General features: G+C 67.6%; 31 protein-coding genes, 2 tRNA genes, 1 pseudogene and 1 riboswitch. Of the genes and pseudogenes, 13 read left to right on the forward strand and 21 right to left on the reverse strand.

Annotation, left to right across the window (positions count from 1 at the left end):
• The 3 genes from KGQ19_RS33500 to KGQ19_RS33510 all read right to left on the reverse strand — a co-directional run.
• Positions 1–1,393: serine/threonine-protein kinase (locus tag KGQ19_RS33500; RefSeq protein ID WP_212016766.1), on the reverse strand; the 1,393-nt coding region annotated here is incomplete at its 3' end.
• 771 nt (positions 1,394–2,164) lie between these two features.
• On the reverse strand, positions 2,165–3,055 hold the full coding sequence (locus KGQ19_RS33505) for a helix-turn-helix transcriptional regulator (protein ID WP_212016767.1): 891 nt from the start codon (positions 3,053–3,055) through the stop codon (positions 2,165–2,167).
• Between the two features lie 135 nt (positions 3,056–3,190).
• Positions 3,191–3,994 (reverse strand): SDR family oxidoreductase, encoded by an 804-nt coding sequence (locus KGQ19_RS33510; RefSeq protein WP_212016768.1) that lies wholly within the window; start codon positions 3,992–3,994, stop codon positions 3,191–3,193.
• Between the two features lie 960 nt (positions 3,995–4,954).
• Between KGQ19_RS33510 and KGQ19_RS33515 the strand changes: the two genes are divergently transcribed.
• The 6 genes from KGQ19_RS33515 (at position 4,955) to KGQ19_RS33540 (ending at position 8,785) form a co-directional block, all read left to right on the forward strand.
• A complete protein-coding gene (locus KGQ19_RS33515) occupies positions 4,955–5,260 on the forward strand; it encodes a hypothetical protein (protein WP_212016770.1) in 306 nt (101 codons plus the stop codon).
• Entirely contained in the window at positions 5,221–5,730 is a 510-nt protein-coding gene (locus KGQ19_RS33520) for a contact-dependent growth inhibition system immunity protein (RefSeq protein WP_212016772.1), read from the forward strand. Before KGQ19_RS33515 ends, KGQ19_RS33520 begins: the two co-directional genes overlap by 40 nt.
• Before the next feature lie 30 nt (positions 5,731–5,760).
• Positions 5,761–6,021, forward strand: a complete 261-nt coding sequence (locus KGQ19_RS33525; RefSeq protein WP_212016773.1) for a hypothetical protein — start codon at positions 5,761–5,763, stop codon at positions 6,019–6,021.
• 21 nt (positions 6,022–6,042) lie between these two features.
• Positions 6,043–6,402: a hypothetical protein gene (locus KGQ19_RS33530; protein WP_212016775.1), complete on the forward strand. Its 360-nt coding sequence runs from the start codon at positions 6,043–6,045 to the stop codon at positions 6,400–6,402.
• Positions 6,403–7,050: 648 nt separating this feature from the next.
• Complete coding sequence (locus tag KGQ19_RS33535; RefSeq protein ID WP_212016777.1) at positions 7,051–7,611, forward strand: SigE family RNA polymerase sigma factor; 561 nt, start codon at positions 7,051–7,053, stop codon at positions 7,609–7,611.
• Complete coding sequence (locus KGQ19_RS33540) at positions 7,604–8,785, forward strand: hypothetical protein (protein WP_212016779.1); 1,182 nt, start codon at positions 7,604–7,606, stop codon at positions 8,783–8,785. The genes KGQ19_RS33535 and KGQ19_RS33540 overlap by 8 nt, the downstream gene beginning before the upstream one ends.
• 302 nt (positions 8,786–9,087) lie before the next feature.
• On the opposite strand, the gene KGQ19_RS33545 is transcribed toward KGQ19_RS33540, so the two are convergent.
• The 3 genes from KGQ19_RS33545 to KGQ19_RS33555 are packed head-to-tail and all read right to left on the reverse strand — an operon-like array spanning position 9,088 to position 10,673.
• Positions 9,088–9,771, reverse strand: coding sequence for a hypothetical protein (locus KGQ19_RS33545; protein ID WP_212016781.1), 684 nt, complete (start codon positions 9,769–9,771; stop codon positions 9,088–9,090).
• On the reverse strand, positions 9,768–10,397 hold the full coding sequence (locus tag KGQ19_RS33550; protein ID WP_194893718.1) for an RNA polymerase sigma factor: 630 nt from the start codon (positions 10,395–10,397) through the stop codon (positions 9,768–9,770). The genes KGQ19_RS33545 and KGQ19_RS33550 overlap by 4 nt, the downstream gene beginning before the upstream one ends.
• A gap of 60 nt (positions 10,398–10,457) precedes the next feature.
• On the reverse strand, positions 10,458–10,673 hold the full coding sequence (locus KGQ19_RS33555) for an integrase core domain-containing protein (RefSeq protein WP_212016783.1): 216 nt from the start codon (positions 10,671–10,673) through the stop codon (positions 10,458–10,460).
• Here KGQ19_RS33555 and KGQ19_RS52200 point away from each other — a divergent pair.
• Positions 10,593–11,069, forward strand: a complete 477-nt coding sequence (locus KGQ19_RS52200) for a tyrosine-type recombinase/integrase (protein ID WP_212016785.1) — start codon at positions 10,593–10,595, stop codon at positions 11,067–11,069. The two genes, KGQ19_RS33555 and KGQ19_RS52200, sit on opposite strands and share 81 nt — an antisense overlap.
• A 154-nt stretch (positions 11,070–11,223) precedes the next feature.
• On the opposite strand, the gene KGQ19_RS33565 is transcribed toward KGQ19_RS52200, so the two are convergent.
• The 3 genes from KGQ19_RS33565 to KGQ19_RS33575 form a co-directional block, all read right to left on the reverse strand.
• Positions 11,224–11,308, reverse strand: a tRNA-Ser gene (locus KGQ19_RS33565).
• A 36-nt stretch (positions 11,309–11,344) separates the two neighbouring features.
• A complete protein-coding gene (locus KGQ19_RS33570; protein WP_230419854.1) occupies positions 11,345–11,857 on the reverse strand; it encodes a nucleoside deaminase in 513 nt (170 codons plus the stop codon).
• Between the two features lie 164 nt (positions 11,858–12,021).
• Positions 12,022–12,222, reverse strand: a complete 201-nt coding sequence (locus KGQ19_RS33575; RefSeq protein ID WP_212016787.1) for a hypothetical protein — start codon at positions 12,220–12,222, stop codon at positions 12,022–12,024.
• A 145-nt stretch (positions 12,223–12,367) separates the two neighbouring features.
• Between KGQ19_RS33575 and upp the strand changes: the two genes are divergently transcribed.
• Complete coding sequence (gene upp, locus KGQ19_RS33580; protein WP_194891391.1) at positions 12,368–13,012, forward strand: uracil phosphoribosyltransferase; 645 nt, start codon at positions 12,368–12,370, stop codon at positions 13,010–13,012.
• A 154-nt stretch (positions 13,013–13,166) separates the two neighbouring features.
• Here upp and KGQ19_RS33585 read toward each other — a convergent pair whose 3' ends face one another.
• From KGQ19_RS33585 to KGQ19_RS33595, 3 genes are read right to left on the reverse strand one after another with little or no spacing between them, the layout of a single operon-like run.
• Entirely contained in the window at positions 13,167–14,555 is a 1,389-nt protein-coding gene (locus tag KGQ19_RS33585; RefSeq protein WP_212016791.1) for an NAD(P)(+) transhydrogenase (Re/Si-specific) subunit beta, read from the reverse strand.
• Positions 14,552–14,986, reverse strand: a complete 435-nt coding sequence (locus KGQ19_RS33590) for an NAD(P) transhydrogenase subunit alpha part 2 (RefSeq protein ID WP_212016793.1) — start codon at positions 14,984–14,986, stop codon at positions 14,552–14,554. Before KGQ19_RS33590 ends, KGQ19_RS33585 begins: the two co-directional genes overlap by 4 nt.
• Entirely contained in the window at positions 14,983–16,101 is a 1,119-nt protein-coding gene (locus tag KGQ19_RS33595) for an NAD(P) transhydrogenase subunit alpha (protein WP_212016795.1), read from the reverse strand. The genes KGQ19_RS33590 and KGQ19_RS33595 overlap by 4 nt, the downstream gene beginning before the upstream one ends.
• A gap of 226 nt (positions 16,102–16,327) precedes the next feature.
• On the opposite strand from KGQ19_RS33595, the gene KGQ19_RS33600 reads away from it, so the two are divergent.
• From KGQ19_RS33600 to KGQ19_RS33620, 5 genes are all read left to right on the forward strand, one after another.
• Entirely contained in the window at positions 16,328–16,492 is a 165-nt protein-coding gene (locus KGQ19_RS33600; protein WP_194891350.1) for a hypothetical protein, read from the forward strand.
• Between the two features lie 21 nt (positions 16,493–16,513).
• Positions 16,514–17,305, forward strand: coding sequence for a PH domain-containing protein (locus tag KGQ19_RS33605; RefSeq protein WP_212016797.1), 792 nt, complete (start codon positions 16,514–16,516; stop codon positions 17,303–17,305).
• A gap of 213 nt (positions 17,306–17,518) precedes the next feature.
• A riboswitch (cyclic di-AMP (ydaO/yuaA leader) is annotated at positions 17,519–17,717 on the forward strand.
• A gap of 17 nt (positions 17,718–17,734) precedes the next feature.
• Positions 17,735–18,892: a C40 family peptidase gene (locus KGQ19_RS33610; protein WP_212016799.1), complete on the forward strand. Its 1,158-nt coding sequence runs from the start codon at positions 17,735–17,737 to the stop codon at positions 18,890–18,892.
• A gap of 470 nt (positions 18,893–19,362) precedes the next feature.
• Positions 19,363–19,488 (forward strand): DLW-39 family protein, encoded by a 126-nt coding sequence (locus KGQ19_RS33615; RefSeq protein WP_212016801.1) that lies wholly within the window; start codon positions 19,363–19,365, stop codon positions 19,486–19,488.
• A 137-nt stretch (positions 19,489–19,625) separates the two neighbouring features.
• Positions 19,626–19,698, forward strand: a tRNA-Ala gene (locus KGQ19_RS33620).
• A gap of 240 nt (positions 19,699–19,938) precedes the next feature.
• On the opposite strand, the gene KGQ19_RS33625 is transcribed toward KGQ19_RS33620, so the two are convergent.
• The 9 genes and pseudogenes from KGQ19_RS33625 to KGQ19_RS33665 form a co-directional block, all read right to left on the reverse strand.
• Positions 19,939–21,564 (reverse strand): tyrosine-type recombinase/integrase, encoded by a 1,626-nt coding sequence (locus tag KGQ19_RS33625; RefSeq protein ID WP_212016803.1) that lies wholly within the window; start codon positions 21,562–21,564, stop codon positions 19,939–19,941.
• A 53-nt stretch (positions 21,565–21,617) separates the two neighbouring features.
• Entirely contained in the window at positions 21,618–21,818 is a 201-nt protein-coding gene (locus KGQ19_RS33630; protein ID WP_212016805.1) for a helix-turn-helix transcriptional regulator, read from the reverse strand.
• A gap of 95 nt (positions 21,819–21,913) precedes the next feature.
• Complete coding sequence (locus KGQ19_RS33635) at positions 21,914–22,801, reverse strand: hypothetical protein (protein ID WP_212016807.1); 888 nt, start codon at positions 22,799–22,801, stop codon at positions 21,914–21,916.
• Positions 22,802–22,885: 84 nt separating this feature from the next.
• Positions 22,886–23,758 (reverse strand): phage antirepressor KilAC domain-containing protein, encoded by an 873-nt coding sequence (locus tag KGQ19_RS33640; protein WP_212016809.1) that lies wholly within the window; start codon positions 23,756–23,758, stop codon positions 22,886–22,888.
• Between the two features lie 2 nt (positions 23,759–23,760).
• Positions 23,761–24,234, reverse strand: a complete 474-nt coding sequence (locus KGQ19_RS33645) for a MarR family winged helix-turn-helix transcriptional regulator (RefSeq protein WP_212016811.1) — start codon at positions 24,232–24,234, stop codon at positions 23,761–23,763.
• A complete protein-coding gene (locus tag KGQ19_RS33650; RefSeq protein ID WP_212016813.1) occupies positions 24,222–24,644 on the reverse strand; it encodes a hypothetical protein in 423 nt (140 codons plus the stop codon). Before KGQ19_RS33650 ends, KGQ19_RS33645 begins: the two co-directional genes overlap by 13 nt.
• Before the next feature lie 119 nt (positions 24,645–24,763).
• Positions 24,764–25,357, reverse strand: a complete 594-nt coding sequence (locus KGQ19_RS33655; protein WP_212016814.1) for a hypothetical protein — start codon at positions 25,355–25,357, stop codon at positions 24,764–24,766.
• A gap of 12 nt (positions 25,358–25,369) precedes the next feature.
• Positions 25,370–25,699 carry a hypothetical protein gene (locus KGQ19_RS33660; RefSeq protein WP_212016816.1) on the reverse strand — a complete coding sequence of 110 codons (330 nt, stop codon included), beginning with the start codon at positions 25,697–25,699 and terminating at the stop codon, positions 25,370–25,372.
• Between the two features lie 133 nt (positions 25,700–25,832).
• Positions 25,833–26,216: pseudogene (locus KGQ19_RS33665) on the reverse strand (single-stranded DNA-binding protein); the annotation flags it as partial.
• Positions 26,217–26,296: the final 80 nt, after the last annotated feature.

A 26,296-nucleotide genomic window follows, 5' to 3' on the forward strand; every position in this document is an offset into this window, starting at 1 on the left:
GGGGCTGGGAATTGGTTGGGGGCGGCGTGCCGGGTGGCGATCCCGCGGGTCGGGTCGCGGCCGTCGCCGTCCCCGTTGACGTGGACGTGGACGTGGACGTTGCCGACGACGCAGAGCCGAGCGCAGCGCCGGCCGCCGGTCCCGCGGAGTCCCCGCTGCCGACCTTTAGCGTGCCGATGAGCAGCAGACCGCCGATCGCCGCGACGCCGAGGGCGAGCAGGACGCTGACGGCGACGACGGTCGGTCCCACCGGCGAGCGTCGTCCGAAGCCGTCCCGGTTCCACCATCCGGTCCGTGCCCGCCGCCGGTTCGTCGGCGCGTGGTCCGACGGTACCCAGCCCGAGGGCGCGAGGTCTGACGGTTCCTCTCCCGGAGGCAGCGACGGATGGCGGGACCACACGTCCTCGTTCACGGTCCCGGCACCGTCGTCGCCACCGTCGTCGCTACGTCGGTCGCCACCGCTGTCCCCACGTCCGTCGCTGTCGCCGTCATCATCGCCGAGCCTGTCGACCGGCTCCGCCACATGGGTCGGCTCCCAGATGACGGCCGTGTCCGCCTGCGGCAACGAGCGCCGCGAGCGCGCCAGCTCCATTTGCGTGCCGCGGTAGTCCTCGATGTAGGTCAGCACGGCCTCGGGCAGCGGCCGCGCCGCGTCGGCCGTGGCCAGATGCGGAGCCAGCGCGGCCAGCAGCGAGGCGGCCGTCGGCCGGTCCTCCGGCTCCAGGGCGAGACACCCGGCCACCAGGCCGCGCAGCTCTCTGGGCAGCGAGGTGAGGTCCGGCGGCTGCCGCATCTTGTGCAGCAGGACGCCGACCGCCTTCTCCTCCTGGTACAGGGCGGCGCCGGTGGCCGCGTGGTACAGCGTCGCGCCGAGTGCGAACACGTCGGCGGCCGGCCCGACGTCCCGGTCCCCCATCGCCTGCTCGGGGGCCATGTACAGCGGCGTCCCCATCACCATCCCGACTGCGGTGCCCTGCGGCAGTCCGTCGCTGCGGGCCAGCCCGAAGTCGATGACCCGCGGACCGTCGGCGGTGACCAGCACGTTGGCCGGCTTGAAGTCCCGGTGGACCAGCCCGGCCCGATGCACGCACTCCAGCGCCTCGGCGCACCCGGCGGCCAGCCAGCGCACCGCCGAGACCGCCAGCGGCCCGCACGCCGTGACCAGTTCCTCCAGCGAAGGCGCCGGCACGTACACCGTGGCCAGCCACGGCAGGTCGGCATGCGGATCAGCGCCCACCACCGCGGCGGTGAAGGCCCCGCTGACCCGCTTGGCGGCGTCCACCTCGTGCGCGAACCGGCGCCGGTACCCAGAATGCTCGGCCAACCCGGCCCGAATGGTCTTGACCGCGACCAGCCGCGAGGACGCCGAGCGCGCGAGGAACACCTCACCCATCGCACCGGCGCCAAGCCGGCGCACTACCTCATACGGCCCGATCCGGGCGGGGTGAAACGCCTGGGGCGGTTGCCCTGTCCGCGTCCGCATCGAGTTCCGCCCTCCGGAAGCACACCTTGGTGCAGGGTCCTTAGTAACCTAACTCCTGGCGCGGGCTACGGCGGGACTTCGGAGGAAGTCCCTAGGCCTGGTGTTCGAGTTGTTGTAATCGGGGTGCTCGCCAGATCCGTCAAGGTCATCGGTACCTTGAGCGGAGCAAGCCCTCCTCCCGCAGGCCCGTCCAGACGGCGGGCGGTAGACGGTAGACGGCATCGGCTCCGCAGCCGAGGGCCACCGCCGTTGTGTACACCCCGCACGCATAGCAGACCTTTGTGATGGCAGGGCGAGCTACGGGACAGCCGTCTGCACGAAACGTCGCTGTCCCAGGCCCGCCGCTACGGCGGCTTCGCCAGTGACCAACAGCCCTGTCGTTCACGCCTTCGTGTCGTGCTCTGCCGGGGCTGCTACTCGCTGACACCGACGGCCGGTCGGAGCAGGGCCGTGATCATCCGGTCGCGGTCGTGCTCGCCCTCCTTGCGGCGGCCATGGTGGCCGGGGCGAAGGGTCGCATCGCGATCAGTGGCTGAGCCGCTCTGGCCGGCCGCACCGACGCCACCGAAGCCACCCGATGAGCCGACCGCGACATGACCGGGCCGTTCACGATCCTCGGCCGCACCGGATGATGTGGAAACGGCCGTGGCGCTGACTCAGACGGACTGAAAGTTTGGAGTATCAGCTGAGTGCTTGAATCTCGGTCGCTAGCCTCTCCTGGCTAGCCGCCCACGACGCCAATAGGGCTAGACCGTCCGCGGTCACCGTGCCAGCGGGCGCGGTGTAGACGTTCAGGAGCAGGCCGGGTTCGGCGGGCAGCTCCATCGACTCGACGTCCAGGTCGAGCTGGCCCACTACCGGATGGTGCACACGCTTGCGTCCGGACCGGTGGAGCCGAACGTCCTGAGATGCCCATCGCTGCCGGAACAGTTCGCTACGTGTCGATAATTCACCGACTAGAGCGATCAACTCCTCGTCGTGCGGATTGCGGCCGGCTTCCATGCGTAGCTTCGCGGCCACATCGCAGGCGATTCGGTCATAGTCGACGAAGAACGCTTTCGCCGCCTCGGGATCCAAATACACGAACCGCGCGGTGTTCGCCGGCCGTCGCGTGTCGGCCAGCACCGGTGAATACAGTGCGCGGGCAAGGCGATTCATGGCCAGCACGTCATAACGGCTGTTGCAAATCCAAGCCGGCGCATCGGCGATGGCGTCGAGCACCTGCTGAAGCGCCGGACGCACCGTCGCGGCGGGTCGCCGGCGGCGTAGATCGCCGGGCGCCCTGGACTGCCGCGCAAGGTGGAACAGGTGATCGCGCTCGGCCTCGTCAAGTTGCAAGGCAGAGGCCAGCCCTTCGAGCACCCCGTCGGAGGCGCCGGTGAGGCTGCCGCGCTCCATACGCACGTAGTAGTCGACCGACACCTTTGCCAGCAGAGCTACCTCTGCGCGACGCAGACCTTTGACCCGGCGATTGCCGCCGTAGGTGGGCAGCCCGGCCCGCTCGGGAGTGATCCGCGCGCGACGTGAGCTCAGGAATTCCTTGATCTCAGTGCGCAGATCGATCGTGGCCACCCATTCACCGTAGGCCCTATCTGCAGGCTAAGGGAGGTCCTGCTGGTACCCCCGACGGTTACGCCCCCCCTCACACGCGCCCCCTCACACGCGGCATGCGGCATGCGGCGTAGCAGGAAAGGCCTGCGCCGACGCCTACGTACCTGATGCGGTCGTGGCGATCCCGCCGTCGGCCGCGATGATGGTGCCCGTGAGGTAGGAACCGGCCCGGCTGGCGAGGAACACGGCGATACCTGCCATGTCGTCGTCGCGGCCGAGCCGGCGCAGGGGGGCCTTCGCCGCGATCTTGTCGCCGATGGCATCGAGCGTGGCCGCCATCATGTGCGACGGGAACGGTCCTGGGGCCACCGCGTTCACCGTGACGTGCTGTGGGCCCAGTTCCCTGGCAAGCACCCTGGTGAGTTGGTGGAGTCCGGCTTTGCTGCTGGCGTACGAGTAGTTGGGCGACTCGGCGACGTGGATAGCGGCGATACTGCCGATGTTGATGATCCGCGCGGGATCATCGGCGGTGCCCGCCCTGCGAAGTGCGGGGAGCAGCGCCTGCACCAGCCAGAACGGCGACTTGAGATTGAGGTCGATCACTGCGTCCCAGGCCTCGGCCGGGAACGTCTCCAGCGGCTCGCGCCACATCGCTCCGGCATTGTTGACGAGGATGTCCAGACCTTCCGAGTCGGCCTTGACAAGATCAGCGAGGCGCTGACACTCGTCGTACCTGGACAGGTCGGCGGGGATTGCTTGAACGTCGCCGAATTCGGACAGAAGATGCTGTGCTTCCGCGCACGTGTCTGCGTTGCGTGAGCTGATAGCGACGCGGGCGCCCGCCTGCAGAAGGCCGCGCGCTATCATCATCCCAATGCCCCTGGTGCCGCCAGTGACAAGTGCGTACTTCCCACTCAGATCGAAAAGGTCTGTATGAGTGGTGAACTGGCTGTCCGCCATTGGTCTTCGTTCCTTCTGTCGTGGAACTGCCGTGGAAGCATGTGCTGACACGGTCGTGCGTCTGATGCAGCTGCATTGAACTGATGGGGGGAAGCTGCAGTGCGTGTCTATGGAGTGTTGTCGGCGCTTTCGTTCAGGGCATCTGGGACGGATTCTGAGGCGGCTGCCGTGCGCGCATCCCGTGGATCTGTTACTTCTCCTCTGTGTAGCTGGCGCCGACTCAAACAGGTTGCCAGCCGTCCAGGACGTCTGGGAGACCCTGGTGATGCGGGTACTGCCAGAGCCACCCTTGCCTTACGGATTGACGTGCGTGCCGCAGTTTCGTCTGCCGCACCGGCGTTTCCGTGAACGCATTCGATGGGTGTGCGACTCTTCATCGTTGCTCGTGGACGCACCTCGCGATTGCCCGATGACCGGCGTGAGTACACAGCTACCATCCCGTGGTTAGCGCCGCGGTGGCCTTCGCGATGTCGTACGTCTTTTGGCATGCCGGCTCACATCGGCATGAGAAAGCGGTCGATCGGGAAGGCCATATAAACGAGTCGCGACCGTATCTGAGAGATGTAAAGCTGGTACGCCACTTAGGGTTTGGTGTGGCCCTGGTGACGTCGCGGGCTGGCAGATCCCGATTCGGTGCTGTCGGAATGGTTCGAAGCTCTCTACCTGGCGCAACGGCTTCCGGGTTCGGCGTAACCGGCTTCGTCCGCGATACATCCACGGATGATCTGAGCCCTGCCAACGTCCCTATGCAGGCCACTGCCCATCCCACGTCAGTACGCGCGGCCTAACGACTGGGCCGAGTGGAACAGAATGGCAACGGCCCAAGACAGGTGCGCGGTGCCGTGGTGTTGCGAGCCGATCCGAGCGCACGCGGCGGCTACTGCATCCTCACCACCTTCCCCTCCGGCTGACGCCGAGGGAAGTACATAACCGACATCCACGACACACGAGGCCAGGGCGATGACACAGCCGGACATCTTCGACGACGACGCACCGTGGGCCGAGTGGCTGCCCGAGCTGCGGATGATCCTGTCCGCCTACAACTCGGTGCTCGACGACCCGTTCTCTGACACCCCGGAAGTCCCGTCGAAAGCGATGCGCTCCTACCTGCGGATGGCCACCTACTATCCGGGCCGGGCATTTCGAGCGACCGCCGAGATCCTGGAGGTGCTCAAATGCGGCCTGGACTCGCCCGAGGTCGCCGCCGAGTTGGCCACGATGCCCCCATGGGGGTGCCGCAGGGCCGCACTCGCGAGGACTGCCTGACGATGATGGTCCCGCACCTGGTCGCGTTCACCGAGAGCGGCGAGCAGACCGAACCCGCGGTGCCGGAGACCAAGTGGGAGTGGCGAGAGCGGCTGCCGAACCTGTCCAGCCTGCTCGGAGGCTACTACCACCAGAGCGCGACGGACTACCTCTTCCCTGACGTGGAAGACGACAGGTACGACGAGGTGGTCTTGGCCGACTATTACGGTAGCGGTCCCGATCCGCGTGCTGCGGCGGTGGTTGCCGAGATCGGCGAGCTACTGGAGATGGGACTTGACGAGGAGGCACTGGAGGCCGCGGTGTCCGCGCTGGGGTCGTGGTACGGCCCCCCACAAGGACTCTCCCGGAAGAGCTGGCTGATGGCGGCGGCCCAGCACCTGTCCCGGCGTCTGCCGGCCGATGGGTATCAGCCGCCGGAGGGCCTGAATCCCGCTTATCCGCCGCATGACAAGCGCGCGTTCGCCCGGTGACATGGCGAAGAAGCCGTCACTGCTGAGGTCATGGCCGGTGCGTCGTACTGGGAAGAATGGGACGATGACTTCGAGACAGTGGTCAGAGACGCATTGAAGCCGGACAGTACGACGATTATTCATTTCAATCTTGACGGGATCAGAGAGCCTGCCGAGTGGGCTAAGACGGCAAAGCTGGACAATCCCTATGCCTCGGACATGACCGCTTGGGAGCTGGCCATGGTCAAGGCTGCTCCACCAGAGGCACAGGCTCGCGTCCGATGGGCCAACGGAGACAACCCGTTCTCGTAGGGTGACATGGAGGGCCATTGAATGTCGGAAGACCCTGAGTCGCTACCGCTGAATTTCGACCATCGTTTTCAGCTGTGGTCGTACAGCAAATCGCATCGAACGCTCGTCATGCGTGGCCGGCCTGGCGAGGCTTATGACGAGTACGTCGACATCGTGTTCATGGACGTGCTCGGCATGAAACTCGCATCCGGGTATAGCCGGCTGACTGTCTCGGCTGCGGACGATCCGTCCGAGATGGATGAGCTTCTGCGGGCTCCTGAGCGTTACAGCCGTGGGTTCATAAACGTTGAGGTGTCGGACGGAGACACCAAGGGATTCGTGGTGTGCAAGCGTGTCACGGTGCGTCGCGGGACGGGATGGCAGGAGGAGAAAGGCCGGTGAGGCTGTTCTCAGATTTTCGAAGTACCGCCAGCCGCTCGCACCCGTCGCGTTCTCGAAGGCCGTCTGATGCGTCACAGTGCCGAAGTGCGCGAACAAGGCGGCGGCTGTCTGGCACCGATCACTTCCCCTCGTCGGATGCATCCGGCCCGAGAACGTCCGCAGCTAACCAGTACCACCTCACACGCTCTCGAGGTTTGTCGAGTGCCGCCGCGACAGCTGCGGAAGAGGGCTGACGCCGTATGACTTTCGTCGCGCGCAAAGCCAGTTGATCTCTGCAACCCTCCGCATCTGTCGCAACTGCAACTGAGGCCGCAACTGGCAAGTGTGTCCTGATCCGAACCAGCGCAGCACCTAGGGCGCGGATCTTCGACGCGTCAACGAGGGCACCGTGGCGGCCGCTCAGGTCGGATACGGTCCTTGGCGGTTAGCATCACTTCCTACTCCATGCCGGGCTTCAGCCGACGGCCACGCCCCACGACGCATTCCGCGGTGCCGGATGATCAGTGGCGTCCATCGACCGGTGGAATTGGGTCTCAACCTTTCACTGGCAACCGACCTCTAAGGGATGTGCCCGGCCGATCTCGGGCACAGCCGGATCGCGCGCAGTGCGCTCGCATCGGACGGGACGACAAGGAGGCCGGTGACGGCATGGCTTTGGGGGAACACGAGGAAGCGCAGTTCTGGGAGTTCGTGACGGGGCGACGGCGCGGTTTGGTCCGGGTCGCGTTCCTGCTCACCGGCGACCACGGGCTGGCCGAGGATTTCGTTCAGGACGCGTTGCTCCAGGCCTATCGCAACTGGCGGCGGATCGAGCGGAGTGAGCAGCCGGAGGCCTATGTCCGCAAGATCATCGTGAACCTGGTGAACTCTCGGTGGCGGCGGCTGAAGAACCGCAAGGTCTCGTTCTACAGCAACGTTCCGGATCGGCCGACGACCCGTGATGCGCATGCGGACGTCGACCGCTCGGACGAGGTGTGGCGGGCGCTGGCGACGCTGCCGACCGGCATGCGGACGGTCATCGTCCTGCGCTTCTACGAGGAGCTCACCGAGGCTGAGACCGCAGCCGTTCTCGGCAAGTCCGTCGGGACCGTCAAGAGCCAGTCGTCACGGGGGCTGGCCCGGTTGCGCGAGGTACTGGGGGCGCCGGCCCAAGGCAAGCAGACCGATCCCGCCTACGCGGCGGGGCGATTGGGGAACACGCATGTCTGAAAACGAGTTCGAAGAAGAGATCAAAGGGATGCTGTCCGGGCTGGCCGAAACAGAATTCGGCGCCGGCGCCCCTGTCGGGCGGATGCGGCAGGACTTTCGTGCGGCGGCCGCCCGGCGGCGCCGGGTCGTCACCGGGACGACCGCGCTGGCGTTGACCGGCGGGGTGGCGTTCGGCGTGGCGTTCGGCGCCAGCGGGAACAGCGGCTCGAATGGAACGGCGGGGTCGGTCGGCCCGGCCAGCAACATAGGGGTCGGGGGGGCGAGGACCGAGACGACGACCCCACCGGCTCCCAAGCCCGTGACCAAGCCCTTGGCCACGCCCTCGCTCCCGACACCGCCGGCGCCGCAGCTCAACGCGGACTGCACCACCGGCAACGGCAAGACGTTCATCGGTGACGTCAACCGAGTGCCGATGTCGCCGCGCGGCAGCCTGGTAAGCGATAACGCCTTCGCCACTGCGGTCATCGCGCGCGCCGAGGCGTTGGTCCCGGCAAACGCCGCCAAGCTCGAGATGGCCGACGACGACGGCCACAGCCGCGTCGCCGTGGTCTATCTGAACCCGAAGGCCGCCAAGTCCAACGACCCCTGCAACAAGGGAATGGAGGTCGTACTGTTCCACGGCCCGAGCGGTGCCTCGGTCGATGATCTGCTGGCGCAGGCCGGCGCCGTCACCTACGGCCCGGACTACGGTTTCAACTGGGCCGAGCGCAACGCCGACGGTTCCGAGTCGATCGCGGTCGTCTACCCGGAGGCCGACAAGACCGTGTCGTTCGACGGATCGCTGCTGGATCCGGACTCGACCGCGAAGGCCTCGCACCAGACGAACAACGGCGAACTGCTGGTGACGCTGCCAGCCGGCGCCGCGCTGCCGTTGTTCATCGATGTCCCGAGCCTCGGCACGGTCCCGGGTGGTACGGGCGGCAGCCCGCTGATGTTCGTCGCCGCCAAGGGCGATGCCGCAGCGTACGCCGCCGCGATCGGCGGAGACGTCGCCAACGTCGCTCCGCTGCCCCAGGGCTACACCGGAACCGGATTCTCGTACCCCAAGACCAACGGCAGCCAGTGGTCCAGCTATGAGAACCCGCGGACGCTCACCGGCCCCGGCACGGACTCCGGTCTCTGGATGACCTATGTCGGAGGAGCCACACCGCCTCTGCCAGGGACGCCTGCGTGACCCCTTGACCGCCTGAAGGAGACGGCTCCGATCCACTCTCACCGGATCGGAGCCGTTTCTGACGCCTACTGTAACGCGGTGGCGGGTGGGGCACGGTGTCACCGGGTGTCAGGGACCGGTCCGGGGCCGAACTTCGCCGCCGCAGACAGGCGACGTGATCGCGCCGGAGGCCTGCTCCCTGAATATCGGCAGGTCGCACAGGTTGTCTGCACCCTCAGTACACTGCACATGGCACCGTGCAGCGCCGCACCAGAGAACTGATTCGAGCGGCGCCGGCCGGCGCCACGCGTGAGGGTGGGCTGTCAGTGCCCTGCGTACATCGATATCGGTGCCGTGTCGGTGGGAATGATCGGATTCGGCACCGGGTGGACGGGCGTGATCACCAGAAAGTCGTGGTGCATCGGGTCGCCGGTCCCGAATCCGAGCAGATCCAACTGGCCGTTGGCGACGGAGGTGGAGTAATCGCCGTTGCTTTGCCGGAAGGCCACGCTGATGGCGTCCCCGATGTGTATTTTGACGTTCTTCACCTGGTCGGGGCTTATCGCGGTGACCGTGGCTTCGACCCCGAGCTTGGCCAGGTCGGCCTGGAACTCGGCCGGGTTCACGGCCGCGCTGGCGTGGAAGACGATGTGCACACTGTTGTCGCCAATCACCTTGGTCAGGCTGTATGCCACGGTGCTGATCTGGTCGCCGGCGACGGTGTCGTCGCCGGGGGTGGTGCTCGTCGCGACCGCGTGGCCGGCGGCGGAGTGGCTTTCGTGGGTGGCGACGGCGGCGAACGCCCCGACGGCGGCCGCGGAGACGGCGACCGACGTGGCCACACGGACCGCCAGGCGGCGTGGCTGGTTGCGGCGGTTCATGGACGTCCAGCTGGTCATCAAGTGCTCCTCACGGAGGTGTCGGCGGCCGGGCAGGAAGTCACGGTCGGGGGGCACCGGGAGCATCTGGCGCAGGGCGCGCAGGTCGTCGTCGGGGTTCCCGGTCATCGTGATCTCCTGTTCGTGGGCCGGACCGCATCGGTGCGGTCATCCGGTAGCTGTCTGTCCGGGCGGGCTGGGTTCCCGGTTTGGGCGAGAGTTTTTTCAGCGAGCTGGTCCAGGCGCCGCCGGGCCCGCGATAGGCGGGAGCGGACCGTGCCCACCGGCACGCCCAGCGCGGCGGCCGCGGCCGCGTAGTCCAGGCCGGCCCATACGCACAGCGACAGCACCTCGCGGTCGGTACGCCGCAGCCCGGCCAGGACCTGTTTGACCACGGCGATGCGTTCCTGGTCGTCCAGCCTCTCGACCATCTCGTCGGCCAGGTCGGGGACCAGTTCGGGCGTGGGGATCTTCTGCATGAGCCGGTGGTGGCGCCACGCCGCGCGCCGGCGCTGGTGCATGACGTTGGTGGCGATGCCCAGCAGCCAGGGCAGCAGGCTGCCACCGTGGGGGTCGGCCCTGCCGCGCAACCGCCACGCTTCCAGGAACGTCAGCGACGTGCAGTCCTCGGCGACCGACCAGTCGCCGCTCAACCGGAGGCAGTGGTTGTACACAGACCTGCCGTGTTTTCGGAACAGCTCGGCGAACGCGCCTTCGTCACCAGCCCGTATCCGGGCCCGGAATTCGTCGTCCATGCCATGACCTGTCGCTTCGACCGGGCGTGGTTCCCGTGATGTGCGTCACACCCGCGGTGGTCATCCGCACCAGATCATCAAACCCGGACCCGGACCGCTGTGCCACGGTCGATGCCGCTCGACGGTGGCACACTCGCCTTGATGGCTGCGTCCGGTGTTGTGGTGGGCTGTGTATTCCTCCAGCACAGTATGTAGGTGGTGTTCGCCAAAGATGAGCATCCGGTCGGTGCATTCGGCGCGGACGGTGCTTACGAAGCGTTCGGCGATGGCGTTCATCCGCGGGGCCTGCGGCGCGGTGAGCAAGGCTTCGACGACGAGTGCGGTGTTCGAGACAAACGCGAAGAGCGTGCAGCGGCGGGTGACCGCTGGCTGGACGAGGGCTGGGTTATCGCGACCGAGAAAGGCGACGCTGTGAACCCGCGGAACGACTGGGCCGAGTGGAAGGATTTGCTTCGAGAGACAGGACTCCGAGACGGCCGTCTGCCCGATGCTCGCCACACTGCGGCGACCCTCCTCCTGCGTGCGGGGATCGTCGAGCGGACAACGCAGTCCCTCACGGGGTGGGGAGACACACGGATCGCCCAGCGCTATCAGCACGTGACCGGGGTGATCCAGCGAGACGCCGCTTCGCGTGTTGGGACGCTTCTGTGGGGTGGCGAGGACTGGCCCTGAGCCCATCTCAGCTGGCGATCGAATCGTCTCAAACTGTCTCAAAATCGGTAACTGCAACTGGATTTGCAACTGAGACAGATCATTCGCACTGACGTATCAGAACGTCAAACAGCCCCTGTTCTGCGTTCCCGCAGCTCAGGGGCTGTTTCTAGAGCGGTGACGGTGGGATTTGAACCCACGGAGGCGTGAACCTCACACGCTTTCGAGGCGTGCTCCTTAGGCCGCTCGGACACGTCACCGTGGGATACCTTACCGGATCTGGGTGGGTGGTTCGGTCACTTTTGGCGGCGGTGGTTGAAGAAGCGGTCTAGGGCGGCTCTGCACTCGGGTTCGAGGACGCCTGGTACGACTTCGGGGTTGTGGTTGAGGCGGGGGTCTCGGAGGACGTCGTGGAGGGAGCCTGCTGCTCCGGCTTTGGGGTCCCAGGCGCCGAAGATGACGCGGGTGAGGCGGGATAGGACGATGGCGCCTGCGCACATGGTGCAGGGTTCGAGGGTGATGACCAGGGTGCAGTCGGTGAGGCGCCAGTCTTTGGGGTGTGGGTCGGGGTTGGCTTGTGTTTTTTGGTGCTGGAGGGTTTGGGCTGCTGCTCGGATCGCCACCATCTCGGCGTGGCCGGTGGGGTCGCCTTCGGCTTCGCGGGTGTTGCGGCCGGTGGCGATGACGGTGCCGGTGGGGTCGAGGATGACGGCTCCGATGGGGACGTCGCCGGTGGCTTCGGCGGCGGCTGCTTCGGCCAGGGCCAGGCGCATCCAGGGTTCGTAGCGGCGCTGGGTGGGCGTGGTCATGGGTCCAGTGTGGTCGGTCGGTGGGGTTCGGACCTCATTGGCCGGCGCGTGGGTGTGACTGATGCCACACGCGATGAGCCTCACAAAAAGCGCCGGGTGATGGGGGTGGGAGTAGCTGGGTTGCCCCTGGCCGGCCGAGCCCCGAACCTTTGAAGCCCGAAGCTCTAATAGAAGAACGTCCGCAGCAGTTGCTGCTTCCTGAGCCGCGCCATTCGCGCCCGGCGCGGGGCGACGCGCTCGCGCAGGCGCTGGGCCTCGGCCAGGTCGGCGAGGAAGTCTTCGCGACGGCGCTTGCGGTCGCGAGCCTCGCGCGGCGCTGGTGCGGGCTGCGGTCGTGGTTGCGGCTGGTCTGCGGGCATCTGCATGTCACCGCCTTCCCGTTGCGCCGGTCTCCTTCCGGAAGCCGGCGGTTTGACCTTTTTGAGAGGTTACCTTGTCACCGTATGTACTTGTCCAGTGCTTACCGGTGCAGTGCCCCGGCTCGTCGGATACCGTTTGCCCATGCCCACCGTGTCCATTCATGTCGTCGACCACCCGCTCGTAGCTCACAAGCTGACGCTGCTGCGGGACGCGCGCACCGCCACCCCCACCTTCCGCTCGCTCGCCGACGAGTTGGTGACGCTCCTGGCCTACGAGGCCACCCGCAATGCGCAGGTGGAGCCGACCACGGTGGTCACGCCGGTCGCCGAGGCGCGCGGGGTCACCTTCAGCGGCCCGCGGCACCTCGTGGTCCCCGTGCTGCGGGCGGGCCTGGGCATGCTCGACGGCATGGTCCGCCTGCTCCCGACCGCCGAGGTCGGCTTCCTGGGCATGGTCCGCAACGAGGACACGCTGCAAGCCTCCACCTACGCCACGCGCCTGCCGGAACACCTCGCCGGCCGCCAGTGCTACCTCCTGGACCCGATGCTGGCCACCGGCGGCACGTTGATCGCCGCGATCCGCCTGCTCGCCGAGCGCGGAGCGGCCTCGGTGACGGCCGTCTGTCTGCTCGCCGCGCCCGAAGGTGTCGCCGCGGTGCAGGAAGCGCTGTCCGGTCTCGACATTCCCGTGGCGATCGTCACGGCGGCCATCGACGAACGCCTCAACGAGAACGGCTACATCGTCCCGGGCCTCGGTGACGCTGGAGACCGCCTCTACGGCACCGTCTCGGCCTAGAGGTACTAGAAGGTTAGAAGGTGTAGAGAGAGGTACTAGAGGCGCGTAGAGGCCCCTAGAGGTGCCAGAGCAAAGCCGAAAAGACGCCTGTGAGGCCGATTGCACCGGCCCCACAGGCGTCTCAGCTATCCCGCGGCTATCCGCAAGCGACGCCCTACTGCGTCTTAAGCGCCGCCAACACCTTCGCCATGCTCTCCTTCGCATCCCCGAACAACAGCGACGTGTTCTGCGCGTACAACAACTCGTTCTCGACCCCGGCGAACCCGGGCCGCAACGACCGCTTGCAGAACACCACCTGTTGCGCCAGATCCACATCCAGGATCGGCATCCCGGAGATCGGAGAACCCGTAGGCTGCCGCGCGGCCGGGTTCACCACGTCATTGGCCCCGATCACCACGGCCACATCCGCCGAAGCCAACTCCGAGTTCGCGGCGTCCAGTTCCAGCAACGACTCGTAAGGCACGTTCGCCTCAGCCAGCAACACGTTCATATGCCCCGGCATCCGGCCCGCGACCGGGTGGATCCCGTAGGACACCTGCACCCCGCGTGACGTCAGCAGATCCGCCACCTCGCGAACCGTGTGCTGGGCCTGCGCGACCGCGAGTCCGTAGCCGGGGACGATGACCACCTTGCGCGCGTACCCGAGCAGGATGGCGACGTCCTCCGGCGACGAAGTCCGTACCGGCCGCGGGGCGCCGTCGCCGCTCGTCGCCGCACCGCCGGCCGTGGCCGTGAAGGCCCCGAACAGCGTCCCGGTCAGCGGACGTCCCATGGCGGCGGCCATCATCCGGGTCAGCAGCGTTCCGGATGCGCCGACCAGCGTGCCGGCGATCACCAGGAGGGTGTTGTTGAGCACGTAGCCGCTGGCCGCGACCGTGAGGCCGGTGAACGCGTTCAACAGCGAGATCACGATCGGCACGTCCGCACCGCCGACCGGCAGTACGAACAGCACGCCGAACGCCAGCGCCACAAGCGCCAACAGCACCATCAGCACGGTGCTCGGCCACGGCACGAGGAACACTCCGAGCAGCACGCTGGCCGCCGCGACCCCTATCGTCAGCCAGCGTCCCGCCGGCAGCACCACGGGCCGGGTCGTCATCAGCTCTTGCAGCTTGGCGAAGGTGATCAGCGATCCGGAGAACGACACTCCGCCGACCAGGATGGTGAACGCGGTCGCCGCCAGGTTCGCGGTGGCCGCGTGCGAGATGTCCTTGCCGGGCCGCAGGAATTCCACGGAGGCCACCAGCGCCGCGGCCCCGCCGCCGACGCCGTTGAACAGTGCGACCAACTGCGGCATCGCGGTCATCCGCACCTGCCGCGCGGTCGGCAGGCCGATCGCGGCGCCGACCACGATCGCCCCGATGATCAGCCCCATGTGCTTCAGATGCGGCGTGGTCAGGGCGACGATCACGGCCAGCGTGGCGCCGCAGGCCCCGATCACGGTTCCCATACGCGCGGTGCGCGGTGCCGACAGACCCTTGAGGGTCAGGATGAAGCAGATCCCTGCGATCAGGTAGGCGGTGTCCCGCCACGCGCTGCTCACTTGGTGCCCTCCCCGGAGGAAGCGCCGGAACCCGACGATGCGGAGGAGGCCGGGGGCGCCGCAGCAGCCGCAGCCCCGGCACCAGACCCAGACCCGGCACCAGACCCAGAACCAGCCCTGGAACCGCCACCGGACCCCGGATCGCCAGGAGCCCGCCTAGGTTTCGCGAACATCCCCAGCATCCGATCGGTCACCGCGAACCCGCCGACCATGTTGACGGTGGCCAGCACGATCGCCAGCAGCCCGATCACCAACTGCAGGTTGGAGGTCGTGGAGCCGGTGGCGATGATCGCGCCGACCAGGATCACGCCGTGCACCGCGTTGGCGCCGGACATCAAGGGGGTGTGCAGGATCGAGGAGACCTTGGAGATGACCTCGAAGCCGAGGAAGACGGCCAGCACGAACACCGTCAACCACGCTGTGGAACTCATCTGAACTCACCCTTCAGCAGCACGCAGCACGCGGCGGCGATCTCGTCGGCGGCGATGTCCTCGGGAGTTGATACAAGCACTCCGTCCTGGCAGATGGCCAGGACGAAAGCCGACATGTTCGCGCCGTACAGCCGGGAGGCGTGCGCGGCGAGCTGGCTGGGCATGTTGCGGCCGCCGTGGACCAGCACGCCGTGGTGCCGGACGTCCTCGCCGGGCCGCGACACCTCGCAGTTGCCGCCGTTGGGGTTGTCCGCGGCCAGGTCGACGATCACCGACCCGGTCCGCATCTTCTCCACCATCTGCGCGGTCACCAGCAGCGGGGCCGGCCGGCCCGGGACCGCGGCGGTGGTGATCACCACGTCGGCGGCGGCCACGTATGGGGTCAGGGCCTTGCGTTGCCGATCGGCGGCGTCGGAGGCCTGCTCGCTGGCGTAGCCGCCACTGGCAGAGGTCTGACTCTCGATGTCCAAGGTGATCGCCTTGGCGCCCAGCGAGCGGATCTCCTCGGCCGCGGCGGCGCGCACGTCGTACGCCTCCACCACCGCGCCCAGCCGCTTGGCCGTGGCGATGGCCTGCAGACCGGCCACCCCGGCGCCCAGGACCATGACCTTCGCCGGCGGCACGGTTCCGGCCGCCGTCATCAGCAGGGGGAAGAAGCGGGGCAGCCTCTCGGCGGCGATCAGGCCGGCCCGGTAGCCGGCCACCATGGCCTGGGAGGACAGGGCGTCCATGGACTGCGCGCGGGTGATGCGGGGGAGCAGTTCCAGGGCGAAGAAGGAGGCGTGCCGGTCGACCAGGACGCCGGCCGGGCCGCGGCCGTCCTTGGGAGAGGACAGGCCGACCACCGCTGTGCCGGGCCTGAGTTTGGCAGCGGTCTGCTGATCGAGTTGACCGACAGCGGTTAACAGATCGATGTTTCCCAAGATTTCTTCCGGGTTTTTCCCGATCATGGCGCCCGCCGCGCGGTACGCGTCGTCGTCCTCGTCGGCGGCCAGACCGGCGCCGGACTGGACGTACACGCTGTGACCGGCGGTGATCAGGCGTCCCGCGGACTCGGGGGTGAGCGCCACCCGGCGCTCAAAAGGGGCGGTTTCGGTCAAGACACCGATCTGCATGCGATCAACCTAGCCGGGGAATGCAGCGTATGTGTGCCCCCTGACACAGAAGTCCACTGAGTCGTTATGGTCAGCGTTGGCCCGGGACGCGGTCAAAACCGTCGGTCCGGGCTAGGCTTTGACACAGTGGGGAAGCTGTTAGGTAGGAGTGAACCGGGAACGCCTCGCATGATGCTGACTTCCGGTCGCGCGGCACCTCGACCGTCCAGATGTAAGGGGATCTGACGTGAAACTCAAGCCGGCCGTGCAGTGGGGCATCGTGCTCTTCCTGATCTACTTCGTGGTCCAGAACCCGTCAGGGGCGGGCAACATCGCCCAGGGAGCGTTGAACTGGGTGGCCGGTGTCGGCCACACCCTCGGTGATACGTTCCACAACCTGGTTTCGAGCTGATCGGCGAGACGGTAACCCGACGTGTCCGACTCTTCGCCGCCGCTGTATGGGCGGATGCTGCTCAAACCGGAACTCGAGGGCCGCGCCAAGCGGTTCCTGGTCCCGGGTGAGCGTCTGGTCATAGCGGTGCGCCATCATCTGGCCGCGATCATCATTCCGGTGCTGATCGCGGTGGTGCTGGCGCTGGCCGCCATGGGCATCGACATCTTCTCCACCCCCGGCGCCGGCAAGTTCCGGCTCGGCGCCTGGGCGGTGGCCGGGATCGCCTTCCTCTATATGGCCTGGAATCTCGCGGTGTGGAACGGGGACCTGCTGATCGTCACGAACAAGCGGATCCTGCACACCCACGGCGTGATCACCCGGTCCTACGACGCCCTGCCGCTGGGCAAGGTCAACGACATGCGGGTGGAGCGGGACCTGCTGGGCCGGATCCTGGGCTACGGCCGGTTCAACGCCAAGGCGGTCGGCGACGCCCCGTTGGGCCGGCGCGGGCTGGACTTCATCTCCCACGTCGAGGAGACGTGGCTGGAGATAAGCAACCTGTTGTACGGCCCGGGTGCCAAGTCCGGTCCGAAGGAGCCGCAGGAGGTCCGCCTCGTCGGCGCGGTCCTGCCGGACATGCACGGCGAACCGGTCGAGATAGTGCTGCCTCCGGTGTCCGTGAAGAGTCCGGCCGATGACGACAAGGCACACCCTGTGAACGCCGCCATGCTCCCGGTGCGGGTGTTCCGTGACGATAAGGGCGAGCGGGCGTTTGAGACCGACGTCACAACCGCAGGCAACAAACGTCGCAGGATTCGCTTTTTCCGCTAACCGGACATCAGTCGCTCTAGCCCAGGTCGCGCCCGAAAGTGGCGGGCCTGGGCCAACCGTGACGTTCACTGCGCGTTGGCGCTCCTGCCCGAAGCGTGGCCTGAATCTAAGCGTTCGCTGAACGAATCATGGACTTGTCACTTGTTAGGCAGACGGCGGGTGACTAACGTCCTCAGGGCTTCGCCGCTCCCAACGGGCCGCCAGGTTCCGGGCGTCGAGGCACCGCCGAGTCCGCACACCACGCGGAGCCGGGGAACCAGGTTCGTCGGCGTGGCCCACGCGAAAAGCGAGGGTGGCGCCATAGGGGTGAATCGGTCGGCGTGCACGCGCCGTCATGTGCGTGCGTGCGACCGTAGGGCTACTTCTCGGCCCGAATCCGTCAGCTAACCCGGTAGGCGGACTAGGAGGAGACGGAGCTCAGAAGCTCGCATGACTGTCAATGCCCGACATCGTCGTCCGCGTGCCCGAAAGTCCACGAAGCTCGCCCTGGGCGCCGCCGCGGCCGGGACCATGGTCCTGGTGCCCAGCGTCGCCAACGCTGAACCGCAGCCCACGATCGACCAGGTCAGCGCCCAGCTGAACACCCTGTACCAGCAGGAGGCCCACGCCGACGAGGCGTACAACGCGGCGCAGGCCGCGCAGGCCACGCTGCAGCAGCAGGTCGACGGGATCAACGGCCAGATCAGCGCCGAGCAGGCGAACATGAACCAGACCAAGACCCGCCTGGGCGGGCTGGCCGCCGAGCAGTACCGCAACGGCGGCATCGACCCCACCTTGCAGCTGATGTTGCAGGCCAACCCCTCGACCATGCTGACCATGTCGGCCACCGTCGGGCGGGTCACCGCGAACAACGCCGACACGCTGGCGCTGCTGGACCAGCAGAAGGCGGACCTGGCGACCAAGGCCCGGGAGGCGGCGGGCAAGATGGCGCTGCTGGACCAGCAGGTCAAGGCCGCGGAGTCCACCAAGAAGCAGTTCGACGGCGACGTCGCCAAGACCCAGGCGCTGCTGAACTCCCTGCAGGCGCAGCAGCGGGCCGCATTGCTGGCCGCGCAGCAGAAGCAGCAGGCCGCGGCGCTGGCGGCGGCTCAGGCAGCGTCACAGGCGGCTTCGCAGCACTCGACGTCGGGGTCGTCCGGCTCCTCTTCGGGGTCTTCGGGCTCCTCCGGTTCGTCCGGGTCCTCGGGCTCGTCAGGGTCCGGCGGGTCGAAGGTGGCGATCCCCTCGGTGTCCGGCCGTGCCGCCGCGGCGGTGGCCTTCGCCCAGGCGCAGATCGGGAAGCCGTACATCTTCGGCGCCACCGGTCCGGGCGGGTACGACTGCTCCGGGCTGACGCAGGCGGCGTGGAAGGCGGCCGGGGTGGCCATCCCGCGGACCGCCACGGCGCAGATGCAGGGGCTGCCGGCGATTCCGGCGTCCTCGGCGCAGCCGGGTGACCTGGTGTTCTTCTACGGCGACTCGAGCTACGTGGATCACGTCGGGATGTACATCGGGAACGGGATGGTCATCCACGCTCCGCACCCGGGTTCTTCGGTGGAGATCGTTGCGGTGAGCACTATGCCGCTGGTTTCTTACGCGCGGCCCTAGGGCGTAGGGCGTAGAGGTTCGGCTCGCGGGTCGTTTCGGGCGTTCGCGTGAGCGCGGGCTCGCGGCGCGGGCTGGGCGGGCTTGCGGGCTGGCTGGTTGGCCGGGCTCGCACGTTCGCTCGCTTGCGCGGTTCGCTCGGGTAGCCGGGTAGCCGGGTAGCTCGTTTCAGGGTGTCGGCGCGTTTCAAGGACGGTGTGGGTCCTGGAACGCGCCGAGTATGGGCGTGGCGTCTGGCCTGGGGTTTCCTCCCCGTAACCCGGGCCGGACGCCACCGCCACGCGCCATCCGCGCGACCTTTCCCGCCGGCGTCGGCCATGGAGCCGTCGGCGTCTGGACGGGGCACGTAGAGATCCGTACTCGGGACGAGTGGAACAGCTCCGCATTTTTGCGTAGTGCTGCTCACAGCTCCTATTAGCCCCGCTCCTGTTAAGCTCAGGGGCACAGACGTCTACCAGAAGGGAGGTGGCCACGTGAAGAAGCTGCTTCTGCTCGCAGTGGCTGCCATCGGCGGTCTGCTGGTCTACCGGCAGGTCCAGTCCGACAAGTCGGAGCAGGACCTCTGGACCGAGGCGACCGACCCGGTCCCTTCGGCCTGAGAACCGCTCATCCGGCTTCCTCGGCAGCTAGAGCCGGGGCACGGTCCGCTTCCCGGGTTCGGGAGGCGGACCGCTCTACGGGGCCATGGCGCAATTGGTAGCGCACCTGCTTTGCAAGCCAGGAGTCCCGTGAACTTGGGGTCGTAGCTCAATTGGCAGAGCACCGCCTTTGCAAGGCGGGGGTTAGGGGTTCGATTCCCCTCGACTCCACAGCTAGATCTACTCGTGCCCCCACCTGCGGGTTCGGGTGCGGGAGTTCGGAGAGGCCCTTTGGGCGGCGACCGTGTCGCTGTGTGAGGCGTCTCACCGAGTCTCACTGATTCTCATTCAATCTGACTGGTCGCGGAAAATACGCGGAAACGGGATCCTGGCCGTTTCGGTGCCGTATGAGCAGGTCAGCAGCCTGCGATGGCTGATCGCCCTGCCAAGGCCAGAACTTGACGGAGCGGTCTACTTGTCCTCCTCGTCTTCGGTGTCGTCCTCGTCGTCGAAGTCCGCATCCGGATCGTCCTCGTCGTTAGCATCGTCGGCGGTGTCGTCTCCGGGCTCCTCCTCGGCGGCGAGGGCCTGTTGCTCGAAGTTTGTGACCGAGCGTTCGATCAGAGCTAGGGCGATCTCTTCCTGCCCCTCGATGCACTTGGCGTAGATCCGCAGCAGGACGTCCAGGCCGTGGCCGGCCCACTCGGCGATGAGCGTCGGGGGCACGCATGCGTTCAGCATCAGCGACACGCCGCCGTGGCGGAGGTCATAGACTCGTCGGGCGAGCCTTGACTTGAACTGGCGCAGCGTGAGCGTCTCCTTCCGCGTAAAACGCCAGACGCTGTTGTAGGTGGTCTTGTCGATGGACCGGCCGCTCCCGCGCAGACTGGGAAACATCCGGCCACCCGCGGGAATCTTGAACTGCCGGAGGTGGCGACGGACCCAGGCGACGGCGTTGGGGTGAAGTGGCACGTCGCGTTCCTCGCCGTCGTCCCGCTGCTTCAGGGCCTTGCTGTCCCGGCCCTTCTCGTCGTCGGTCCACTGCTTGCCCGGCTGCGAGTCCGCGCTGTGAAACCTGACCCGTCCCCACCGTGTCTCACGCTGCCCTGGCGCAGGGGCCTTCGGGAGGGTGAAGCAGTCCTCGGTCAGGTCCATGACCTCGCTGGGCCGCATCATCGCGTAGTACGCCAGCGCGTAGAACGCCTGAAGCCACTCGCCAGTGGTGCCGTACTTCGCGCAGTTGGTGATTAGCGCCTCGACGTGGACCGGGTTGGTGACCACGCGCTTGTCGATCTGCTTGGTGCGCGCGGCCTGCTTGCCGAAGCGCTTCCACTTCGGGTTGGCCAGCGGGTTGACGTCCAGCACGTCCTGCTCGACCAGATACTCCAGCGCCTGGTGTAGCCCGGCCCGGTTGCGGCTCACCGTCGAGGCGGCGGCCTTCTTGCCGGTGGTGGGCTGGAAGCTGATCCCCTCCATCGCCAGGCGGAACGTTTTGTCCTCGGCGAGGTCCTTCGCTGGCGCGGAGTGCTTCTTGATCCACTCCAGGGCCGCGACGTACTCGGCCTTCGGGGGCTGCTTGTCGCGGTTGTTTAGGTTGAAGACGTACTTCACTAGGACGTGGTTGAGGGTCTTGCGGTCCGGGGCGCCGTCCCGGGTGGTGACGAGTGCGGCGGTGACCGTGCTGAGTGTGTTGGCCAGGGCCGTCTTGGAATTGGGCTGGAGCTTGGGCCACTTGGCGTCGTAGAAGGCCATGAAGTGCTGGAGGCAGGTGGCGGCGCTCTTTGCGGCCTCCTGCTCTGCGAGTTCAGCGGTCTCGCGCTCGACTTTCCGCCGGTACTCCGACATTGGGAGGCCGGACTCGATGTGGAAGGCCTCGCCCTTCTTCACCGCGAGCGTGAGCTCCATCTGTCGGCTCTCGGCGGCGGGGTAGGTGGCGAAGCTGTCGGTGCAGTCCTTGTCCCGGCCCTCGACGATCCAGCGCAGGGAGTAGGTCCGCTTGCGCTTGGCCTCGGGCTTGGCCAACTCCGACTTCGCCTTACTGACGTGCTCGCGGATACCCCAGATGCGGACGTTGTAGGTGTACTCGTCGTTATCCAACGTGCCTTCCGTATCTCAAAGTTCAGATGTATCGAGGCGTGCTGAGCCGGCGGCTACTTCTGCTCGCGCGCCTTCAGCCACCGCTCGATCTCGGTGGTGCGGAACCGCAGCTCGCCACTGGGATACTTGATCGACTTCGGGGCCTTGCCGCGGGACTTCCAGCGAAAGAACGTCGAGCGCGGCAACGGCTTGCCGGGTTCGCCCAGCTCCACCAGTAGCTCGTCCAGGGATATGAGGCCGTACGCGTTAGCCATGGTCGGGGCCCTTTCGGTGAGAGCCCGGCCCCGGCCAGCCCGGCGAGAGGCCGGGCTGGACTTGGATCGGATCGATCAGAAGGAGAGCGCAGTGCTCACTTCGGTATGGGGAAGGTCTCGGCGGTCAGGCCGCCGGTGGGCAGTTGCAGCTTGGTGATGGTGTCCCCGGCGCGGTAGCAGTTCCAGGCTTTGATGAGCAGGGCCAGGATCAGGTCAGCGCTGAGACTGCCACGGCCGCGGAGCGCTTCGCGTTCGCGGCGCAGCCGGTCCCGGAATACGAGGGCCGGGTGGCCGAGCTGGAGGCCGGCGCCGTCGGCGATGCGCTGCATGAACCAGTTGGCAGGTGCGGCGTCGATGCGGGCGAGCAGCCAGTAGGCGAAGCCGAGCTGGGCCGGGGGGATGCCGGCGCCGGTGGCGTGGGTGACGCCGAAGTCGGCGGCCTCGATGATACCGGGGACAGCGGCGAACGTGGCGCTCATCTCCGGCTCGGTGGGCTTGTAGCGGCCGTTCTTCGCGCGGTAGCCGGCGTTCCACAGCGTGATACGGCGCACGATCGCCGACACCGCGTCCCCGTTCTTGACGTCCTCCCAGCGCAGGGTGTCGGCGTAGGAGCGGCGGGCGCCGATGTCCGTGGTCTTCTGGGCTTCGATGGGCAGGCCGGTGACGAGCAGGCAGACGGCGGCGATGCCGGTGATCTCGATGGCTTCTAGCCGGTGCTGGCCGTCGATGAGGCGGCCGTCGGCGCAGATCTTGATGGTTTCGCCGTTGACGTCCCAGCGGTCGGCGGTCATGTCGCGGGCGTAGCCGTCGGCGACGGCCTCGCGCAGGCGGCGGTTGTGGGAGTTGGCGTCCAGCAGCGCGGTGGCCATGGCCGGGGCGATCTCGACCCATTCGACCTTGACCTGCTGCTTGATTGTCGCCAGCGGGGTGCGGGTGGCCGATATGCGGGCGTCGGTGGTGACGCTGTTCGTGGTGGTGCTCAAGACAGGTGTTCCTTCGGAGAAGTGAAGGGCCTGCCCCGCCCACCGGCGAAACAGGCCGGTGGAGGTGGTGCTGGATGAGAGTGGTCAGGTGCCCAGGGGCGGGGTGTTCAGGTGCCGCTCGGGAGGCAGCTCTTTGCGGAGCTTGTCCTTCAGACGTTGGACGCCCTTGGAGGTCAGGCGTCCGGAGGACGGGCAGGGCCCGAACTCGTTGACGTGTGTGTGGTTGACCATGTAACCGCGGCCGACGGCGTAGGCAGTGGCGGTGGTGGAATGCACCTCCACCCAGCGCCAGCGGCGGCGCATCCTCTCGCGCAGCTCGGACTCTCCGATGACGAACAGGTTGCGCAGCAGCCGGGCGGCGTCCCGGACCGAGCAGGTGTCGTCGGTGTCGAACCAGGCGTCGTAGGCTGCGGCCTTGGGCGCTAGCACGGTGTGCTCGGCGCCGAGCACGCGGTTCCTATCCGCCAGCTCGGCAGCGGTGGCCTCGGCGGCTAGGGCGCGCTGCTCGGCGGCGATCCGGTCGAGTTCGGCCTCCCGCGCCAGATCGATGAGCTCCAGCCGGGTCAGCTCGTGCCGGGTTGCCGCGGTCTCGGCCTGGTGGGTGCGGATCGCGAAGTAGGTCTGCGCGCCGGCGACCTCCGGCTTGCGGGGGTCGCCATTCATGGCGATGAGATAGCAGGCGTACCGGGTCAAGACATAGTCGGTACGGGGCGCGCCGCCGGTCTGCACTTGTCGGCGCCGGCAAAAGGCCCGGTCAACGTCGGCACCGGCGTTCGCGGCGGATACCATCGCGCGCTCGATCGAGTCTTCGAAGCGTCGCCACTGGTCATATCCGAGCAGCGGCATGAGGTCGCGGCCAGTCCAGTACTCGCTGCCGTCGGGTTGGGTGCGGCGGATCGCGTCAAACGGCGAGCCGGCGTGCCCGGCCGGGATGAGGGAGGAGGCGGCAATGGTCATCGTCAGCGCCCGGCCGCCGAGGAGGCGGCCGCGCTGCGCATCCGTTCCAGGCGCTCGTTGGGGAACGCCGCCAGGCCGACCCCGAGCAGCCGGTCCAACTCGTCGGCCTCGCGGGGGCGCATGGCGGCGGTGAACCGGTCGTCGACCTCGTCGACCACCTCGCGTGCGGCCAACAGCACCCTGTGCCCGGTTGGGGTCGGGCGGATGGCGGCCGGTCGGCCGACACGGCTGGTGATTTCCCTGGTGACCAGTCCGGCCTCTGACAGGCGGAACAGAACGGTGCCGGTGCTTTGGGCAGTGACGCCTATTTGGGCCGCGGCCCACACCGCCGAGATGCCGGGGTCGCGCGACAGGAGGTCGAGCAGTTCGAATCCGGCGATGGTGAGTCTGTGCGGGGCCAGCGCCTGGCGCTCGGCGGCGTCGATGGCGCGCCGCAGGGTCTGGATGTTGGTGGTGGTGTTGCCTATGCCGGACATGGCGAAGGTGCCTTTCGTGTTCGGGATGGTGCCGGTGCCGCGTGGTGTGCGGCGACCGGGGTGATGTGCAGGGCCAGCTGTCGGGCGGGCCGGGTCGGCCCGAGCAGGAACGTGACGCCGAGCAGGTGGCGCCAGTCGTCGTCGGGGAGGACTGCGGCGTCCACCAGGCCGTCGATCGCCGCTTTCGCGCTGGGCCCCCAGTTGTGTGGGTCCAGGCGGCGCCTGTTGTGCGGGTGCAGCACGACCGTGATCCAGGCCTGCTCTGACGGCGGGATCCGTGCGGCTCGGGCCAGGGTGGCGGCGGCGACGCGGATGCCGCCGGTGACGGCGGCGCGCCGGCCCCAGTGTGCTGCCCGGTCGTTGGCGGTCAGCAGCACCAGCGCCGGCGGGAAGTCGATGGTGAAGCACACCGGGCCGATCGAGCGGCACGGCGCGGTGAAATGCGAAGCGGCGATGCCCTGTGGGATCGGGCATGGCCGCTGGGATATGTTGCCCGGCTCGGCTGGTCGTGCCGGGCTGCCGGAGCCGGTCACTGCGGTTCCGGTTCGCGGCCGAAGATGGCGTTGTCGGGAAGCAGCGGGCGCCAGCGGGCCGGGATCTCGCCGCAGTCCCACAGGTTGCTGCCGGTGACGGCCTTGCCGGTGAAGTACCGGATGGTGAAGGTATTCCCGCCGTGCCCGCGCATGGCGACGGTGCCGCGTAGCGGGGCTGGCTCCATGGTGTACAGCCGCCCGTCGATCCGGGCGACCGGTGCGCCGGTGGCGGTGCGGTCCAGTAGCCGTCCCAGGGCGAGCCGGTTCTTGACGGTGGTCACCCAGAATGCGCAGCTGATGCACAGCCCTTCGATGGGCGTCGGGGCACTGATCGGTGCCGTGATCGGCGGGCCGTTCCACACCGGCTCGGCGGCGCAGACGATGCATCGCGGCTCGGCAGGGCGGTGCCTGTCCGCGTCGTGTTCGGCCATGAGGGTCTGGATGTCGGTGTGGCGGACGCGGTGGTCGGACAGCACGCCCACAATCTGGTCGTCGCCGCTGCATTCCAGGCACACGATCCAGATGCCGGAGTTCCCGGCGGACAGCGCGTACCGATCGGCGTCGACGGCAGGAGTGGTGATGGTGGTCAACAGAGTGGCTCGCTATCTGAGCTGGGCGGCGGGGTGGCGGCGCAGGTACAGCTGGACGCCGCCGTGGGCGAGGTAGAACTGGAGGCCGGTGAGGATCTGCTCCGGTCCTAGCGATGGGGCCAGGACCCCGGCGGACAGCGGGTTGGCCAGGGCGCAGATCTCCCGGTACATGTTGAGGAACACCGCGCCCAACTCCGCCGGGTCGCCGTCGAACACTTTCAGCTGGGCGGTGATGAACCGGTCGGTGGTGTTGCCGAAGAACTCTTGCGCGGCGGGGCTGGCGTAGAGCAGGGAGTTCTCGACGGAGGCGGCTATTCGGTCCAGGGCTGGGTCGGCGGACATCATCGGGTACCTTTCAACGCAGGTCAGGGGGTTCAAGTCGGTCCCGCCGGGGCGGGAAATGACGAAGGCCCCGGGCGATCGATCTCGTCCAGGGCCCGGGGTCCCAGCGTGTGAAGTTGTGCCGTGCTGTCTGCTAGAACGGCGGCTCCTCATCGTGCTGGCCGGCCCAGCCGTCGCCGGAGGCCCAGGAATCGTTGCCGCCGCTGGAGTTCCGGCTGCCGGCGCCGTTGCCTCGGCCGCCGCCGGCGTTGCCGCCGCCATTCCAGCCACCGCCTTGCTGGCCGCCGTTGTCCCAGCCGCCTTCGCCGCCGCCCTGGCCGCCGGGCCGGTTGGCCTTGGTGACCTTCGCCGTCGCGTACTTCAGCGACGGGCCGATCTCCTCGACGTCCAGCTCCACGACCGTGCGCTTCTCGCCCTCCTTCGTCTCGTACGACCGCTGGCGCAGCCGGCCGGAGACGATCACCCGCATACCGCGGGTCAGGGACTCGGCGACGTTCTCCGCCGCCTGCCGCCAGATGACTGGTGAAGCGGCGGTTTTTCAAACCTGCGCTATTCGTGGCCAGTGAGAACCCGGTTGCGCATCCGGGATGCCGGCGC

The organism is Catenulispora pinistramenti (assembly GCF_018274385.1).
GTDB lineage: Bacteria > Actinomycetota > Actinomycetes > Streptomycetales > Catenulisporaceae > Catenulispora > Catenulispora pinistramenti.